Here is a 15533-nt window from a genome sequence, read left to right as displayed (position 1 = left end):
CACAGGGGGATAAAATAAAATGGGGATTGAAGTAAAATCGTTTGCCGTTATCCGAGGCGATAATCCGGATAAAGTGAATGTTGCATTACACGACCTTGAACACTACGGGCACATGAGGTTTGCATCCAAGCCTAAAAGGATTGAGCCAAACTTTGCAGACAATCTGCTCGTTAGCGTCGCTGGCGTGCCCCTGAGGGCAAAATGTAACTCAGCAGCACTGGTTGAACTGGATAACAATGCAGGTGCAGCCATTAGTAAACTGAGAAAGATACACCCGCCTGCGCACGTTGTGATAGTTAGTCCAAGGCATGATGTATATGCGGAATTGATGGACAAGTCCGAGCTCTATCCTGAGTTTGAGAGAACGTGGGAACCGCACCACCATCAGGATATCATCTGATCTCGTTTACAAAACCATCTTCGCTTGTGGAATGTCCTGTTGCCTGCCTGAGTTTTACCACAAAGGTATGTAAGCTTTCCACATCCTTTATTTCTTTCTGGACGATGGACATCAGACGTTCTCTCAAAAGGGTATTGGGAGTTATACCAAATGACTGAAAATGCTTTGTCATCTTGAGCATTAACAGGTTCCCACGCCGGTCCCAATCAGTAAGTATAATCACTTTTTCATTCAGCCGGGCAATGCTCTCACAAAAATTTGAGAGCGAGCGCTGTGTTGCTATCTCGAAGTGGCCTTTCACACCCAGCCTGTTGAGTGCCTGGATATCTCTTTTGCCCTCTACTATAAGCACCGCGTTCTCTTCTGCAAGCAGGACCAGTTCGGCCAATAACTCTTCAATGTTCTCGAGTCGCCTCTCATAGACCTGCAAGGGTGCTTTAAAGACACGGTCCTGCCTGTTGTTATCTTCATGGGTCATGCGGTATAGGATAATAGGATCAGCTGCTATGCCTGAGCCGGAAAATTGTCGTTCAGTGATATCCCCTAAGCTCTGACAGAGAATTAACCATTATGTGATTAAAAGATGACTGTCAATGCATACATATCCAGCAAGTCCTGCATGGGGACATTAAAAACATATAAATTGAAAACAAGTGAAAGTATGATACCTGCCGCCCGTGGAACTTGACTGTTGGGATTAGGAGGATGCACGGCAGGATAAAGGCACTATCACTTGTAATAGCGAACGAATTCTTCGAATTGTTCGTAGTAAGCAGCTCTTGCTACCAGGTTTTGAAAGAAATCATCCATCTATTTCACCTCAGTTATTAGAAAGACATTCTGATTATATTAACTCAAGCCGAGCTATGTGAAAGTATTCATCTTATCAGGCGAGCTTATCAAGACCCCTGCCCATAACAGACACAGCCTCTTCCCGGCTGACGCCCATGAGCAGGACAGACTTTTTGGTGTTCTTCAGACCTGTGACGATGGAGATATCTGCTTCCCGGACACCGAACAGGGATGAAAAACCCTCCACCAGCTGCTCGTTAGCCTTACCCTTCTGGGCGTTCTCCGAGAGTTTCACCTCGATCCTCTTCCTCCAGGGATTATAGCCTCCCGGAATACATGTCCTCCTTGAGCCAGGCGTTACTTCGATATCTATAATGACACCGCCTGAAGCTATCTTTATCGCATCCTCAAAGGACATGAGATCACCGGGAATAACAGGAACAAAGAAGTAACCGATCAGAAACTAAAAGGTCAATGTGATAATGCTGTCGCCCGGCGCACTAACTCCGGAAGTTCATCCTATGGGATCCCCGCTGTCCCTCCCAGTTTCCCTCGTGACAGGCTTTTGTCGCATTATCATGTGTGTAGCGCATTGAGGTTGTCTGTACAATCACAGATAGGCTCTGCCATGCTCTCATGCAAGGACCTAGCAATACGCATCTATACCTTATAGAAAGCAATATATAAATTTAACGACATCTCAAGAGATGCAGGTGCCGGAACATAGTGCCGGAAGAATGTTCACTACAACTTTAAATACTGTCGCAATTATTTACAGAGAAGGATGAGCATGACCACTGAAAAGACAGTATACGGAACCATTATATACGGTCCTGAAATGGACATCATTCAAGGTTGCGTGGTCATCAGGGACGGAGTCATCAGGGAAGTCTCGGAAGAGAGGAACGACTCAAAGAACATTATCGCACCGTGCTTTATCAATGCACATACCCACATAGGCGACTCAGTGCTCAAAGATCCCGTACTGGGAGAATGCATAGACTACTGCGTAAAAAGGGACCTGAATGCTCTTGTGCGCCCTCCTGACGGACTGAAACATCAGGTGCTTAACAGGACCCCTTACCTCGAGCTTGTGAAAGCAATGGAACATTCCATCCGGGACATGCTCATGACAGGAACCTGCGCTTTTGCAGATTTCAGGGAGGGAGGACTCCAGGGGGTCCTTGCGCTCGAGGAGGCTGCCAAGGGACATGATATAGAGTGCATGAAGCTTGGAAGGCCAAGAAACCATGATGCAGATACGGATGTGCTTCTCAGGGAGATAGAACAGCTGCTGGAAAGATCCCAGGGCATCGGGATGAGCGGAGCCAATGATGTGAATATGAAGGTGCTTGAGCAGATAAGAGCAAGTACAAAAGAGAAAAGGAAGATGTTCGCCATCCACGCCGGAGAGAACGATAGAAGCGACATCGAGAAAGCTCTCTCCCTGGACCCTGATCTGCTGATACATCTTACCAAAGCTCAGGCAGGTGACCTGAAGGAGATCGCTGACCGCCAGCTGCCTGTTGTTGTCTGTCCGCGATCCAATTTTATAACGGGAGCAGGAAAGCCACCGGTCCAGGAAATGCTCAAAGAGGGCATCACAGTGGCTGTGGGAACAGATAATGTCATGCTCAACTCGGTCAGCATGTTCCCGGAAATGGAGATATTGTCCAAGGTTTTCGGGCTGGAGGACAGACAAGTATTTATTATGTGTACGCTTATGGGTGCAGCAGTATTAGGACTTAAGACCTCCGGTTCTATCCTGGAAAAGAATGAAGCAAAAATAATGATCCTCAATGGAAATTCACATAACCTTGCAGGTGCAAGGAATCCTATAAGCACTATCGTCAGAAGAGGAAGACCTGATGATATCCTGTCCATGATAATATGAAGCAAGTGTGTTCACTACGGAGAGGGACTATGAAAAGCGATCTCTATAAGAAGATTTTTATTGCAACCGACGGATCCGAACAGAACAAGAAGGCAGTCCAGCATGCACTGGAATTTGCCAAGATGTGCGGGGCTAAACTGTATGCAGGGTATGTTGTTGACACTGCTGCTTTTGCCTCCATACCCATGGATGCGGGATGGGAGATGATGTATGAACTCCTTCAAAAGGAAGCAAATGAGATAACAGCATCAGTGGGAGAAATTGCACAGAAGGAAGGCATTCCTTTTGAAGCCGTTATCCTTGAAGGACATCCGGGAACAGAGATCGTTGATTTTGCAAATAAACAGGATATGGACCTTATAATCATGGGAACTCTTGGAAAGAGGGGGCTCGATCATTTCTTACTTGGAAGCGTGGCTGAGAATGTCATTCGTAATTCCAGGGTGCCAGTGCTTGTTGTGCGCGGCAGGTCCGGCAAGGAGTAAAGAGGGAGTAAGATATGCCAAAGAATGTAAAAGTTATGGATATAATGCGGACTGATGTTGCCTATGCAACCCTCCCTGGTTCCAGGGATGAAGTCCATAGTTTATTAAAAGAGAAAAGAGTATCAGGAGTGCCTGTCCTCAAGGACGGCAAGGTCGTGGGGATCGTCAGCAGAGCAAACCTGCTGAAAAACCCGGAAGAAGAGCAGCTTGCTCTGCTTATGACCCGCAACCCCATAACGATCGAACCCCATGTAGACATAACTGTTGCATCGAAGATCCTTCTGGAGAATAACATCAGAAGGCTTCCTGTTGTGGAAGACGAGAAACTTGTTGGCATATTGTCAGTTGCCGATATAATAGCGGTGCTTGCTGAGATGAATATCGTGGAGCACGTTGGCCAGTACCTGAGCCCTTCCTCAGTACCCGTCTGGACAGATACGCCCTTGAACGTTGTTGCAAGGATAATGGAGCTTGCAAGGACAAAAGCGGTCCCTGTGATTGACAGCCACCTTGAGGTAGTGGGCATTATCACAGACAGGGATATAATAAATGCAAGTATCATCGAGGACACAGTGGAGATGGCTGACATGTCCAATGGCGCAGATGATGACGAGTGGACCTGGGAATCCATGAGGGATACCATGAGTATCTATTACAGCGTATCCAGGGTGAAGGTCCCGTCAGTACCCGCGAAGGAAATCATGGTCAAGGACCTTGTAAAGGCGGCATATATCTCGGGTGTCAGTGAGTGTGCTCTTAAGATGAAGCGCAACAGGATCGACCAGATCCCCATAGTGAACGCCAACCAGAGGTTCCTGGGCCTGCTAAGGGACCGTAACCTCCTGAAAGCGGTTGTTAACAGTGACTGATAACGGACCTTCTGCCGGAAGGCCCGCACTTACTCTTTTTCCGGTACAGGATATGGTCATGACGGAGAGACCTTTTGTATTCATCAACTCGGCAATGTCTGCTGACGGGAAGATATCCACCAAGGAGAGAAAACAGGTGAGGATATCCGGAAGGAAGGATTTTGACAGGATGGATTCACTTCGTGCCTCATCGGATGCCATTATGGTAGGTATCGGGACAGTACTGGCCGATGACCCGAGCCTTACTGTCAAATCCCAGGGCAGAAAGCTCGAGCGCAAACAGGCAGGACTGGAGGAGAACCCGGCCAGGATAGTGGTGGACAGCAAGGCAAGGACACCCCTTGACGCAGATATTCTCATCAAGGGCGAGGGTATGCGGATAGTACTCGTATCAAGATCCGCGCCTGCCGACAGGATTGAAAAGCTTCGGGAGAAAGCGACTGTTGTCTGCGCAGGCGATGATGAAGTAGACCTTGCTGCAGCGATGGGGAAACTGAAGGCAATGGGAATGAAGAGGCTCATGGTCGAAGGAGGGGCTACCCTCAACTGGGGAATGCTTTCTGCTGGCCTGGTTGATGAGATATATACGTTCATAGGGAATCTTGTTATAGGCGGCAGAACAGCCCCCACCTTTGTGGACGGTGACGGATTTCCCGAAAAGGAGATACTGAAACTCGACCTGCTGGGCGCCGAGAGGATGGATGAAGGAATTCTCTGCAGGTGGAAAGTACTGCCCGAACCCTAAGCAGGACCATAGCCGGCCTGCCATTAAAAGCAACGGCTGTGTACTATCCAAAGAGATATTTATCCGGAAGTCAATAAGGATTTAGTTATCATGGGGAACAACATGCATAAAATGACCCTGCACCTCCTCATTCTTACTGCCCTGGTGCTGGCTGCCGGCGGGTGCATAGGAAATGAAGGAAGTGTCACCAACACATCATCCGGGAATAACGAGAGCATGCTAACCGTAACCAGCCTGCGCGATATAAACCGGGCTCTTGAGGACGGGCCTGTGCTTGTCGAGATAGGCTATGACGGATGCCCTGCATGCAGAGCCCAGAAACCTATTATGGAAGAGATCGCTGCAGAGTATAAGGGCCGGGCCAGCGTGATGTACATTGACACAAAAAAGGTAGGGGTTCTGGGATTCAGCGTGAGCTACGTACCGGACTCGTTCGTCATAACCGGCATCGAGGATCAGCAGTACGTGTACATGAGATCCGATGGTCAGGCGACCACGAACAGGGAAGAGGCGAGATTTATAGGGCTTACCAGAAAGGCAGTGCTTACGCAGACGCTTGACTATGGCCTGACAGAGCGCAGCGGAACAAGTCCCTGAAACAGAATTATGTTTCTTGATACTCTCACACTGGGACCGATAGCTTCCTTTTTCGCAGGTGTTGTAAGTGTGCTCTCACCCTGCGTTCTGCCGCTGCTTCCGGTCATCCTGGCATATTCAACCGGGGAAGGTAAGCTGCGGCCACTTTTCATCGTACTGGGCCTTAGCATGTCATTCACCCTCATGGGCATCATGGCCTCAGTCTTTGGAGCAGCATTGTTCTCCCATATCGGTACCTTAAGGATACTTGCAGGACTGCTGATAGTGGCATTCGGCATATCCATGCTTCGGGATATGGACGTATTGAGCATCCTGGCACCTTACACCCGTGATATACATATACAGAAAGGCAGTATGTTCGGGGGCTTGCTCCTTGGCACTTCACTGGGGGTTGTCTGGATACCCTGTGTAGGGCCCATCCTTGGATCAATACTTGCTGCCGTTGCCCTCGAAGGAGAGATGGCCTACGGTGCGTCAATGTTGTTCATCTACTCCATGGGCTTTGCGATCCCCATGCTGGTCATAGCGTATTCAGCAAACATATCTTCTGCAAGGCTCGGCAGGATAGCCAGGTATGACGCCTTTATTAAAAAGGCTGCAGGGGCACTACTTATTGTTGCAGGTTCCTGGATGGTGTATACCAATACTGCAGCTCTCTATGTATGAAAGAAAGGATCTCAAGGCAAAAAGAGAAAAGAAGCAGTGTGCCTTATTCTGTCGCACACTTGCACTTACATTTGCTTTCATTTGCTATTGCAACAAGTTCGTTGACACAGGCAACTGCCATTGGAGTTCCGCCACGTGTCCCGACACATGTGATTGAAGGAACATCCATGCTCCGGACAGCTTCCTTGGATTCTGCCGCATTGACAAAACCCACAGGCGTGCCCACGATGATAGCGGGCCTGATGCCACTCTCGATCATCCTGCATACAGCAAAGGCGGCAGATGGTGCATTGCCGATAGCGACGATAGATCCTTCGAGCATGTCCCTGCATTTCAGGAAACCTGCTGCGGTCCTGGTAATACCGTACTTGCGGGCAAGTTCCGCATCCTCGTCCTTATCGAGCACGCAGATAATCTCACACTTGTGTCCCATTTTGGTGATCCCTGCCTTGACCATATTGATATCAACAAGAATAGGAGCGCCTCTTTTGATGGCTTCCACACCTGCTTTGACAGGATCGTTGACAAAGCGCATGATATCTGCAACAGCCGGGTCGCCGGTTGAGGTAACACAGCGCTGTTTTACGCGATCCTCAACGGTCTCATCACCCACAAGCTTGCGGGCGATGTTACGGCTGGTCATGTAAATTGCCTTTGCCTCATCGGTCTGTGAGCCAAGGTCGTTACAGATGGCGACTAGCTCCGGGTCGATCTCAGTGGTCATCTCCACAAGGTCTTCGATACCCGCACCTGTCTTTCTGGGTTCAGTAGTCATATTTCCTGTGATACCCCCTTGGAGTGATTATGCGTTTGCCATAAGGCGTGTCCCATATGCGGGAATCGTTCGTGCTGATAAGGATGGTGGTGCTCATGTCCACCCAGTCATTATAATTGAGGACCTCGCCAAGTGTTGTGACAATGTAGTCCTGGTCCTGGTCCCTGAGGGCGTTCTTTACAAGGCCCACAGGGACGGAGTCCTCCTTATGGCGCCTGATTATCTCGATAGCCCTTGAGAAATTAGAGTTGCGCTGGCGGCTTTTCGGGTTGTAGAGGGACATTACGAAGTCTGCGGATGCTGCAGCATCAAGCCTTTTCTCGATGACCTCCCAAGGGGTCAGCAGGTCGCTGAGGCTAACCGTGCAGAAATCATTGACAATGGGCGCACCCAGCACACTGGCTGCTGCAGTGATGGCTGTTACTCCCGGCAGCACCTCGATCTCAACGTTGAGGTTGGCGTGCTCTGCAACCTCAAGCACAAGACCGGCCATGCCGTATATATTGGCATCCCCGCCGCTTATCATGGAAACAACGTTGTTCTGTGCAAGCTCCACTGCCTTGCGTGCGCGGTCGACTTCCTTGCCCATTGCACTGCGCACTATGTTCTGCTTGTCCAGCAGGCTTGCCATCTGATCAAGGTAAGTGCCGTTACCGACAACATAATCGGAGTTGATTATGACCTCTCTTGCCTTTACCGTAAGCTGTTCCACGGAACCCGGGCCTATACCTATGACGTACAGCCTTCCTTTCCCGGACGCTTCACTCTGCGATTGCGATTGTGACCCTACCATAAACCTTCTTCCTTAATATCAGTTCTTTTTTTTCCGATAGCGCCAGTGCAGCCGGTTCTGCCACACCTGTAAGCCCGAAGCGTTTTGCCTGGGAAGCAGACGGCGCATCATATCTGTTCAATTCATCGTGATCTATGAACCTCAGTTCAAGTCCAAGGACGCTTGCTGCCTCATGCAGGCCCTCTTCGTCCTCTTTTAATTTTGCGGATGCAAGCACCTGCACCTCGGAGATATCCCTGCCAAGTTCTGCCAGAGCATTCCTGATGGCATCCACTGCCTCCTGACTGCTGACTCCCCTGCGCGCTCCGATGCCGATTATCATGAGTTCTCTGCCTTTTCTTTCTTCAGGACGGACACGTCGTCACCTACAATAACGATCTTCGGCCCTTTTATCTCAAGGACTTCCACATCCTGCTCGAGCAGGGCACAATTGACCTGCACGGTGGAAGGCCTGTTGACGATATCACAGCCAAGGGACTTGGCAATACCTTCCACGGAATTGCGGTTGTGCACTTCCGTGGCCGTGGTGATGACAGGCACGGGCCCTATCTCGGAGATCTTCCGGACCAGCTCGTTACCGCCGTGATGGCCTCCCAGCAGGGAAATGGCGAAGTTCATATTCGAATCCACCACCACTACAGCCGGGTCCTTCCATTTGTCCTGGATTAGCGGTGCTATATCACGCACCACTATCCCGGTAGCAAAGACCGCCACGATGGAACCGTACTCCTCGAATGCCCTCCTGAAGACGTCCTTGTCATAAATCAGGACATCGGCTTCCAGGTGCCTGCCAAGGCGCTGTGCTACCCCGAGATTGCGCTCGAAGGTTATGACAGCGGTTCTTGTGCCACTCCGTATAGGTAAGACCTCCCGTAGTTCACAGGGTCCACGACTCCGCCGATAAGTATCATGGCCGAGCGCTTGATGCCTGCTTCCTTGACCTTGCCTGCAATATCGGCCACTGTGCCCTTGATAATCTTCTGGTCAGGCCATGACGCGTGGAAGACCACTGCCACCGGGGTCTCCGGCGGGTACTCGACCTTTTCCATGATCTCCTCTATCTTCTGGGTTCCCAGGAAAACGGCCATGGTGGCGTTATGCCTGGAGAGCTCCCTGATCTGGTCCTTTTCCAGGGTCTGCCCTGCAGGACGGGTGATTATGAGCGTCTCGGATACATTATTCAGTGTCAGCTGAGTCTGGAGAGCGGCAGCCGTAGCGAAAACCGAGGATACGCCCGGAATTATCTCTATCTCCACGCCTGCATTCTTCAGTTCCTCCATCTGCTCCACGATGGAGCCATAGAGAGATGGATCGCCGCTGTGCAGCCTTACTACCTTCTTGCCGGCCCTGAGGTTGTCAAGGATAAGTTTGTTGGTCTCATCCAGGGTCAGGCCATAACTGTCTATCTTTTCCCCTCTGGAGTAGTCAAGCACCTTGGGATTCACAAGGGACCCTGCGTAGATGACCAGGTCCGCCTCCTCCAGCAGTTCACGGCCCGCAACGGTTATGTACTTCTCATTGCCCGGTCCGGAGCCTACAAAGTATACTTTATTGTTTGTCATTATGATACCCCTCCGAGTCACTCCTTTTCCGCGAAGATGATACTGAAATAGTTACCCTTCTCGGGGAACTTATCCTGTTCCTTTATTATCACTTCTTCCGGGCTGAAGAGCCTCTCTGCAAATATGAACTTGCTGAAACCTTCTTTCTTGTAGGAGTCCATGATCTCAAGAGGCCTGCTGGCTTTGAGCCTTATGCGGTACTTGCTGTCGGAGCCATCGCTTACTTCAAAGGATGCATCCACCTCTGCGCCTGTCTGTGCGGCGAAGGAGGTGATGGAACTTATACCCGGAATGGTCGAGGTCTCCACGTCAGGATAGAGCCTGTTCATCACACGCTTGAGATGAGTGAATGTTGAGAAGAAGTTTGGGTCACCGATAAGACCGAAGGAAACAAGCTTATCCCTGGATTCTTCTGCTATCATTTCCGCATTCTTCTTCCAGACCGCATTGAGCACATTATAATCGGTCAGCATGGGGAAGTCCAGTATTTCGGCTTCCGCATAAGGCGCTACCAGTTCCGCTGCAAGGCGGCCGGGAACATAGACCTTGTAGCTCTTTTTCAGGGTTTCGACAGCTTTCAATGTCAGAAGTTCCGGGTCACCGGGTCCAAGTCCTACTCCAACAAGCATTTTTAGATCACCATACGCTTAATATTGCGCTTATCATAGCTTTACCATAAGTTGATTGTAAGTTAACTATAATTACGATAATGATTACCGCTAATAACCGCCCTGTCAGTTTGTGCCTGACCTGCCTACAACGATATAAACAGGGTTCTCAGGCTTGAACATTGTCTCGCCGGTCAGGGGAGCACCACGCGAAACTATAACGTGCAGTACCTCATCGAATAAGCCAAGTTCTTTTAACTTGTTTATTACATTTACGACTGTTTCTATCCTTACAGCATTCACCACGATGCTTCGGGCCTTCTTCTCTGCAAGCACCTCAAGCACCCTGGAAATATTCTTGGTGCCGCCTATGAATGCACAGCCAATGCTTCCGACAGGCTGCATGCTCAGGATATCCGAAGACTCGCCTGAGTACAGGGTCACGTTGCCCACATTAAAAGAACTGAAATTCTTCCTTGCAACCTCTATTGCCTCTTCCCTGGCATCGATGGCATGTATCTTCAGATCACGCGCAATTTTATTAGCTTCGATAGATACAGCCCCTGTACCGCAGCCGATATCGAAAAAACTGTCCCCATTTCTTAAATCAAGTTTAGATAGGGATATTGCAATTATCTCGGGTTTTGTAGGTCCGCCACTTACATGCAAAAGTTCAGTCATGTTCCACCTTAACTAAGATAAACTGGAGTTATTACTAAGATTAACTGGAGTTAAGTAGATATAAGTTGTCCCTCATAAAACTGTTGGACTATTACAAGATTCAAATTAACCTAAAGTCCACTCGAAGGGTTGTTGCAAATGGCAGATGGCAAAAAAGCAAAGAAACTACTGGTCCTTGGTACTGCATCAGATGTCGGAAAGAGCATAATGGTCACAGGGCTTTGCAAAGTCCTTTCCAGGAAATACAAAGTAGCGCCTTTCAAGGCCCAGAACATGAGCCTGAACTCCTGGATAACAAAGGACGGCAAGGAAATAGGCATCGCGCAGGCGATACAGGCCAAGGCAGCAGGTGTCGAGCCTACAGCCGACATGAACCCCGTGCTCCTCAAACCCAAAGGGGACAGGACATCGCAGGTGATAGTGCTGGGCGAGCCATACGCCGACAAATCTGCCGGCAACTATTACGACTCCATTGAGGAAATGCACGGCGTCCTCAGGGGAGCGCTTGAACGGCTTGAATCGGAATACGAGCTCATAGTCATGGAAGGCGCAGGCGGGGCTGCCGAGATCAACCTTTATGACCGTGACATCGTCAATGTGGGTACTGCCAGGATAACCGGCGCACCCATTATCCTTGTTGGAGATATCGAATCCGGCGGCGTCTTCGCCAGTCTTTACGGCACCAAGGCCCTGCTGCCAAAGGACGTGAGCCAGCAGATCAGGGGATTCGTTATCAACAAGTTCAGGGGTGACCCTGCCATACTCGAGCCGGGCCTGCGGCAGCTTGAAGAGCTTACAGGCGTGCCCGTGCTGGGAGTGCTGCCCTATTACAACCTCAAGATACCTTCCGAGGATTCCATGGCCATACGCAAGAAGAAAAAGGGGCAGGAAAAGAAGGAAAGCATCAACGATGTGGATATTGCGGTCATCCGCCTGCCCAGGATATCAAACTTCACTGATTTCGAGCCACTGGAAAGGATCGCGCACGTGCGCTATGTCAATCTCGACGAGGATCTGGGCAAGCCGGACTGCGTAATAATACCCGGCACCAAGAACACAGTCAGCGACCTGCTCGATCTCAGGGAAAGCGGCATGGATGCACAGATAAGGGGTCTCTATGGCAAGGTCCCTATATTCGGTATCTGTGGCGGCTACCAGATGCTTGGGAGAACAATACATGACTCCGGAGTGGAGAACGGAGTGGAAGCGGACTACGATGGCCTTGGCCTGCTGGATACGGAAACAGCCTTCGGGGAATACAAGAAGATGACCACGCAGGTACGTAAGGAAGTTGTTGCCGGAGGCCCCATATTCAGTCACATAAAGGGACAGGAGGTCTGGGGATACGAGATACACATGGGCGCCACGAAGACCTCAAACACAGTGTTTGGCAACGATGGCAGCATTGACGGGACAGGCACAGTTGTGGGCACCTATCTGCACGGCCTCTTCGAGAATGCAAACGTCAGGCGCGCCCTCATGATATATCTGACAGAGAAGAAGGGCATCGAGTACCTGCCGGAAGTCGTCATGACCGAGGAAGAGGCCTACGAGGAGCTTGCCGGGGTCGTGGAAAGCTGCCTTGATATGGAAAAGATATACAGGATCATTGAAGAGCAGGAATGATTCTGCTCTCCCCTGCAACTAGCCCTGACACCCGACCGCATGTCAGGACTTTCAATCCCTTTCTATCCTTATATACACACTGTCTGCAATCTCTTTATCCACTGCATACCTTGTGTGGTTAAGGTCGAAGACATATGAGGGATATGACTGGACAAGACTCACCGGGATGCCAGGAAGCACCCCCATTGCAAGCATTTTCTGCATTCTCTGCTCTTCCCTCATATCAAAATAGGCGATCCTGCCCCTTTGCCCGTTCTTCAATGCGGAGAGAGGTGCAACCACATGCTCAAGTTCTTCCCTTGCCTTCCTGCAGCATTCCCCTTCAGGGATCTGTTTTCCATGGGGACATGTACGCGGGTGACCCAGCAATATGCACACGTTCTCATCAATGCCCCTGTGCAGTATATGCTCAAACTCGCATGCAGAACTCCTTACATGCTGCTCCTTTGTGTTGAGCACGTCAACAAGAAGCCGCTCTGCCAGCCTGCGTCTTCTTACAACAGTCCTGCCTGCAGAACTGCCGTTTTCGGAAAGCCGGGCATGGGAGCCGGACAATGTGATATTGCCGGCCTCAAGCAGTTCCCGTATCACAGGGGAACCCGCCTCAAGGCCAAGCGATCCCAGGTCCATTGAGTCGTTCTTCTCTTCATTGATATGCACCCACATCCTTTCAAGGATGTTCTCGCCATCTTCACTTAGTTTCATTTTAATATACCTCTGACGAACTTTTCCAGCCTGGTCTGCGGTGCTATCTCATATCCGCAGTTGGGGCAGCGTTGCATGTTGCATGAACTGAACCTACCGCAGCCCGAGCACTTAGACCGGTCGGGCTCATCGAACTCCTTACCGCAAAGAGGACATTTCACAGTACCACCCCGAATGCAGTGAGGAAGTAATTTACAAGGAACCCTACAGCGAAGGCGCCCGGGAAGATGAAGGCTGCCATTGCCAGCGCTGTCTTGACCCCTCTTTCCTTTACGGTCACAAGGAACTGGGCGATACACGGCATGAACAGTGTCAGCGTGATGGACGCAACCACAAGGTTCACGCCGGTCAGCAGTTGTGCATTGTACATATCGAACAGGCCTGCTGCACCGAAATCCCTCCTGAAGAAACCGTAGAAGAACATTAGTCCTGCTTCAGCCGGAAGGCCTATCCATTGAGAAGGATAGCCCAGCAGGCGAACAGCTATATCGAACAGGCCGGTAAGCCTTCCTACCCATATAAGCACGCTTGCGAGCACGAAGAGCGGAAGGACTTCAAGGAAGTACCACTGCATCCTCGAATAGGTCTTCACAAGCACGTTTGACAGTTTTGGAAGCCTCAGGGGAGGCATCTCAATAAAGAAACTGGGCTTTTCCCCTGGAATGACCTTTGATGCAAGGTAACCTATGACCACAAGCTCAAGGCCTATAACGACAGCCCATATTGCCAGTGCCGCTGAGCTGAATGACAACACGCCCAGTATTACGCCCAGTTGTGCAGAGCATGGAATTGCCAGGGCCAGCAGCATGTTTGAAATAAGCTTTTCCCGCCGGGTTTCAAGGGTCCGGGTGACCATGGTTGCCATGGTGGCGCATCCAAAACCAAGCACCATCGGGATAACGGCCCTTCCGCTCATCCCCATCTTCTTGAAAACACGGTCTATGAGCATTGCAAGGCGGGGCAGATAGCCGGTATCCTCTATAATGGAGAACACGATAAAGAAAGCCCCGACAAGAGGCATAATGAGTGCTATAGCGTATGTTACTGCCTGTGTGAGTATCCCGTACTCCCCTACAAACAGGTCCTGTATGACCGGATATGGGACAAGTGAATTGAAGTTCCCGATCACCCACGGATTAATGTGCTCACCAAACAGTGTGCTTTCAAGATAGTCCACGACAGTTCCCGCCGCAAATCCTCCAACGAATTTATACAACCCGAAGTACAGCACAAGCAGCAATATCGGAATGCCGGTTACGGGTTGTATGAGAAGTCTGTCGATGCGCTCACCGAGGGACTTGCGAGTGCCATTGTGATCCATTTTCTTGTTTTCATCCGCTACCGCTTCAGTTGTCATGACATAGTCGGTAATATCATTGACAAAAACCTGCCTTTCAATGGTCATTACGTAGTTGAGAGGATCAGAGTACTCTTTTTCGGTACTTTCGACTATTTTCCCTATCGCTGTGATATCCTCACCGTTCTGCCTCACCTTCCCGAGTGCAAGTCCGTCATTGAGAAGAAGCAACTGTGCAAGCGCTTTTTTCGAAATGGCGTATTCAGACCTGAGCAGAGAGGATATAGAATTGATGGCATATGTTATTCCCCTGCCGTACTCCACCTTACTGGCAACATGTCCGGGATCGTAGGTCGATATTGCTTCTTCGAGCTTGTCCATCCCTTCTCCCGTGATGGAAGTTGTGCAGACCACCGGGATTCCCAGCTTCTGCTCAAGCCTGGCTGCGTTGATGCGTATCCCCTTGTTCCGGGCCTCATCCATCATGTTCAGGACGAGTATGAGCGGAACTGCGGCATCTATCAGCTGGAGTGTGAGAGGGAGCATGCGCTGAAGGTTCTTGGCATCGATCACATGCAGGTAAACAAACACCTTGTTATCGAACAGGTAATTCTGCGAAACCCTCTCTTCATCTGTTATCGGTTGCAGAGAGTACATCCCGGGAGTATCTATTATTTCGTACTCTTTCCCGCAAAGTTTTCCTTTACCCGTGCTTACGGCTACGGTAGTTCCAGGATAATTGGAAACCACTGCATAACTGTCGGAGAAGTGATTAAAGATTACACTTTTCCCTACATTGGGGTTCCCTATCAGGACTATTCTTTCAAGGTTGCTTTGACTAGTGTTTTCTAAGTTGCAGCAACTTTTCTTACTAAGAAGGTTCAACATTTTTCATGTGCCTCACAATTGTAGTCGTGCCTATAATATGCCCAATAGTTAGTTCAAGCATATAAGTGTTTGTACCCCTAACAATCTTAGCATTATAAAAGAGATACGGACATCCTATAGGTATATATACAATAAAGCCATGTTTAGTCA

20 protein-coding genes are annotated in these 15533 nt (G+C 49.9%); 8 read left to right on the top strand and 12 right to left on the bottom strand.

The features are described 5' to 3' along the window. Positions 1–19 precede the first annotated feature (19 nt). Positions 20–400 carry a DUF356 domain-containing protein gene (locus PV02_RS05545; protein WP_256622387.1) on the top strand — a complete coding sequence of 127 codons (381 nt, stop codon included), beginning with the start codon at positions 20–22 and terminating at the stop codon, positions 398–400. Here the strand turns inward: PV02_RS05545 and PV02_RS05540 are convergent. Continuing rightward, positions 393–878 carry a toprim domain-containing protein gene (locus tag PV02_RS05540; RefSeq protein WP_256622386.1) on the bottom strand — a complete coding sequence of 162 codons (486 nt, stop codon included), beginning with the start codon at positions 876–878 and terminating at the stop codon, positions 393–395. The genes PV02_RS05545 and PV02_RS05540 overlap by 8 nt on opposite strands. 408 nt (positions 879–1286) lie before the next feature. Continuing rightward, positions 1287–1610: a DUF167 domain-containing protein gene (locus PV02_RS05535; RefSeq protein WP_256622385.1), complete on the bottom strand. Its 324-nt coding sequence runs from the start codon at positions 1608–1610 to the stop codon at positions 1287–1289. Positions 1611–1982: 372 nt separating this feature from the next. Here PV02_RS05535 and PV02_RS05530 point away from each other — a divergent pair, with 372 nt between their 5' ends. The 6 genes from PV02_RS05530 to PV02_RS05505 all read left to right on the top strand — a co-directional run bounded on the left by PV02_RS05530 (position 1983) and on the right by PV02_RS05505 (position 6448). Then, positions 1983–3086, top strand: coding sequence for an amidohydrolase family protein (locus PV02_RS05530; RefSeq protein WP_256622384.1), 1104 nt, complete (start codon positions 1983–1985; stop codon positions 3084–3086). 29 nt (positions 3087–3115) lie between these two features. After that, entirely contained in the window at positions 3116–3571 is a 456-nt protein-coding gene (locus tag PV02_RS05525) for a universal stress protein (protein ID WP_256622383.1), read from the top strand. 14 nt (positions 3572–3585) lie between these two features. Then, positions 3586–4440, top strand: coding sequence for a CBS domain-containing protein (locus tag PV02_RS05520; protein WP_256622382.1), 855 nt, complete (start codon positions 3586–3588; stop codon positions 4438–4440). Between the two features lie 58 nt (positions 4441–4498). Continuing rightward, a complete protein-coding gene (locus tag PV02_RS05515; RefSeq protein WP_256623062.1) occupies positions 4499–5185 on the top strand; it encodes a 2,5-diamino-6-(ribosylamino)-4(3H)-pyrimidinone 5'-phosphate reductase in 687 nt (228 codons plus the stop codon). Positions 5186–5275: 90 nt separating this feature from the next. Further along, positions 5276–5782 (top strand): thioredoxin family protein, encoded by a 507-nt coding sequence (locus tag PV02_RS05510; protein WP_256622381.1) that lies wholly within the window; start codon positions 5276–5278, stop codon positions 5780–5782. Positions 5783–5791: 9 nt separating this feature from the next. Beyond that, on the top strand, positions 5792–6448 hold the full coding sequence (locus tag PV02_RS05505; RefSeq protein ID WP_256622380.1) for a cytochrome c biogenesis CcdA family protein: 657 nt from the start codon (positions 5792–5794) through the stop codon (positions 6446–6448). A gap of 43 nt (positions 6449–6491) precedes the next feature. Here PV02_RS05505 and PV02_RS05500 read toward each other — a convergent pair whose 3' ends face one another. From PV02_RS05500 to cbiT, 7 genes are all read right to left on the bottom strand, one after another. After that, complete coding sequence (locus tag PV02_RS05500; RefSeq protein ID WP_256622379.1) at positions 6492–7223, bottom strand: precorrin-8X methylmutase; 732 nt, start codon at positions 7221–7223, stop codon at positions 6492–6494. Next, on the bottom strand, positions 7213–8016 hold the full coding sequence (gene cobJ / locus PV02_RS05495; protein WP_256622378.1) for a precorrin-3B C(17)-methyltransferase: 804 nt from the start codon (positions 8014–8016) through the stop codon (positions 7213–7215). Before cobJ ends, PV02_RS05500 begins: the two co-directional genes overlap by 11 nt. Further along, positions 7985–8338, bottom strand: a complete 354-nt coding sequence (locus PV02_RS05490; RefSeq protein WP_256622377.1) for a cobalamin biosynthesis protein — start codon at positions 8336–8338, stop codon at positions 7985–7987. Before PV02_RS05490 ends, cobJ begins: the two co-directional genes overlap by 32 nt. Beyond that, a complete protein-coding gene (locus tag PV02_RS05485; RefSeq protein ID WP_256623061.1) occupies positions 8335–8781 on the bottom strand; it encodes a cobalamin biosynthesis protein CbiG in 447 nt (148 codons plus the stop codon). The genes PV02_RS05490 and PV02_RS05485 overlap by 4 nt, the downstream gene beginning before the upstream one ends. Before the next feature lie 62 nt (positions 8782–8843). Continuing rightward, the gene (gene cobM, locus PV02_RS05480) at positions 8844–9578 is read right to left on the bottom strand and encodes a precorrin-4 C(11)-methyltransferase (protein ID WP_256622376.1); all 735 of its coding nucleotides are present in this window, start codon (positions 9576–9578) and stop codon (positions 8844–8846) included. 17 nt (positions 9579–9595) lie between these two features. Beyond that, complete coding sequence (locus tag PV02_RS05475) at positions 9596–10207, bottom strand: cobalt-factor II C(20)-methyltransferase (RefSeq protein ID WP_256622375.1); 612 nt, start codon at positions 10205–10207, stop codon at positions 9596–9598. Positions 10208–10312: 105 nt separating this feature from the next. Beyond that, the gene (gene cbiT, locus PV02_RS05470) at positions 10313–10867 is read right to left on the bottom strand and encodes a precorrin-6Y C5,15-methyltransferase (decarboxylating) subunit CbiT (RefSeq protein WP_256622374.1); all 555 of its coding nucleotides are present in this window, start codon (positions 10865–10867) and stop codon (positions 10313–10315) included. 138 nt (positions 10868–11005) lie between these two features. Here cbiT and PV02_RS05465 point away from each other — a divergent pair, with 138 nt between their 5' ends. Beyond that, entirely contained in the window at positions 11006–12493 is a 1488-nt protein-coding gene (locus PV02_RS05465; protein ID WP_256622373.1) for a cobyric acid synthase, read from the top strand. A 51-nt stretch (positions 12494–12544) separates the two neighbouring features. On the opposite strand, the gene PV02_RS05460 is transcribed toward PV02_RS05465, so the two are convergent. From PV02_RS05460 to feoB, 3 genes are read right to left on the bottom strand one after another with little or no spacing between them, the layout of a single operon-like run. After that, positions 12545–13198 carry a metal-dependent transcriptional regulator gene (locus tag PV02_RS05460; RefSeq protein WP_256622372.1) on the bottom strand — a complete coding sequence of 218 codons (654 nt, stop codon included), beginning with the start codon at positions 13196–13198 and terminating at the stop codon, positions 12545–12547. Further along, positions 13195–13359, bottom strand: coding sequence for a hypothetical protein (locus tag PV02_RS05455; protein ID WP_256622371.1), 165 nt, complete (start codon positions 13357–13359; stop codon positions 13195–13197). Before PV02_RS05455 ends, PV02_RS05460 begins: the two co-directional genes overlap by 4 nt. Continuing rightward, on the bottom strand, positions 13356–15383 hold the full coding sequence (gene feoB / locus PV02_RS05450; protein ID WP_256622370.1) for a ferrous iron transport protein B: 2028 nt from the start codon (positions 15381–15383) through the stop codon (positions 13356–13358). Before feoB ends, PV02_RS05455 begins: the two co-directional genes overlap by 4 nt. Between the last annotated feature and the right edge of the window lie 150 nt (positions 15384–15533).

The organism is Methanolobus chelungpuianus (genome assembly GCF_024500045.1).
Lineage (GTDB): Archaea > Halobacteriota > Methanosarcinia > Methanosarcinales > Methanosarcinaceae > Methanolobus > Methanolobus chelungpuianus.
The sequence above is the reverse complement of the archived record's forward strand: the minus strand, read 5'-3'. Positions and strand labels throughout refer to the sequence as shown.

Bases quoted from the DNA above. Each gene is read 5' to 3' on its own strand.
- PV02_RS05535 (WP_256622385.1), bottom strand. From the start codon at position 1,610: ATGTCCTTTGAGGATGCGATAAAGATAGCTTCAGGCGGTGTCATTATA.
- PV02_RS05520 (WP_256622382.1), top strand. From the start codon at position 3,586: ATGCCAAAGAATGTAAAAGTTATGGATATAATGCGGACTGATGTTGCC.
- PV02_RS05530 (WP_256622384.1), top strand. From the start codon at position 1,983: ATGACCACTGAAAAGACAGTATACGGAACCATTATATACGGTCCTGAA.
- PV02_RS05465 (WP_256622373.1), top strand. From the start codon at position 11,006: ATGGCAGATGGCAAAAAAGCAAAGAAACTACTGGTCCTTGGTACTGCA.
- PV02_RS05510 (WP_256622381.1), top strand. From the start codon at position 5,276: ATGGGGAACAACATGCATAAAATGACCCTGCACCTCCTCATTCTTACT.
- PV02_RS05525 (WP_256622383.1), top strand. From the start codon at position 3,116: ATGAAAAGCGATCTCTATAAGAAGATTTTTATTGCAACCGACGGATCC.
- feoB (WP_256622370.1), bottom strand. From the start codon at position 15,383: ATGTTGAACCTTCTTAGTAAGAAAAGTTGCTGCAACTTAGAAAACACT.
- PV02_RS05505 (WP_256622380.1), top strand. From the start codon at position 5,792: ATGTTTCTTGATACTCTCACACTGGGACCGATAGCTTCCTTTTTCGCA.
- PV02_RS05460 (WP_256622372.1), bottom strand. From the start codon at position 13,198: ATGAAACTAAGTGAAGATGGCGAGAACATCCTTGAAAGGATGTGGGTG.
- cobJ (WP_256622378.1), bottom strand. From the start codon at position 8,016: ATGGTAGGGTCACAATCGCAATCGCAGAGTGAAGCGTCCGGGAAAGGA.
- PV02_RS05490 (WP_256622377.1), bottom strand. From the start codon at position 8,338: ATGATAATCGGCATCGGAGCGCGCAGGGGAGTCAGCAGTCAGGAGGCA.
- PV02_RS05500 (WP_256622379.1), bottom strand. From the start codon at position 7,223: ATGACTACTGAACCCAGAAAGACAGGTGCGGGTATCGAAGACCTTGTG.
- PV02_RS05540 (WP_256622386.1), bottom strand. From the start codon at position 878: ATGACCCATGAAGATAACAACAGGCAGGACCGTGTCTTTAAAGCACCC.
- cobM (WP_256622376.1), bottom strand. From the start codon at position 9,578: ATGACAAACAATAAAGTATACTTTGTAGGCTCCGGACCGGGCAATGAG.
- PV02_RS05545 (WP_256622387.1), top strand. From the start codon at position 20: ATGGGGATTGAAGTAAAATCGTTTGCCGTTATCCGAGGCGATAATCCG.
- PV02_RS05475 (WP_256622375.1), bottom strand. From the start codon at position 10,207: ATGCTTGTTGGAGTAGGACTTGGACCCGGTGACCCGGAACTTCTGACA.
- cbiT (WP_256622374.1), bottom strand. From the start codon at position 10,867: ATGACTGAACTTTTGCATGTAAGTGGCGGACCTACAAAACCCGAGATA.
- PV02_RS05515 (WP_256623062.1), top strand. From the start codon at position 4,499: ATGACGGAGAGACCTTTTGTATTCATCAACTCGGCAATGTCTGCTGAC.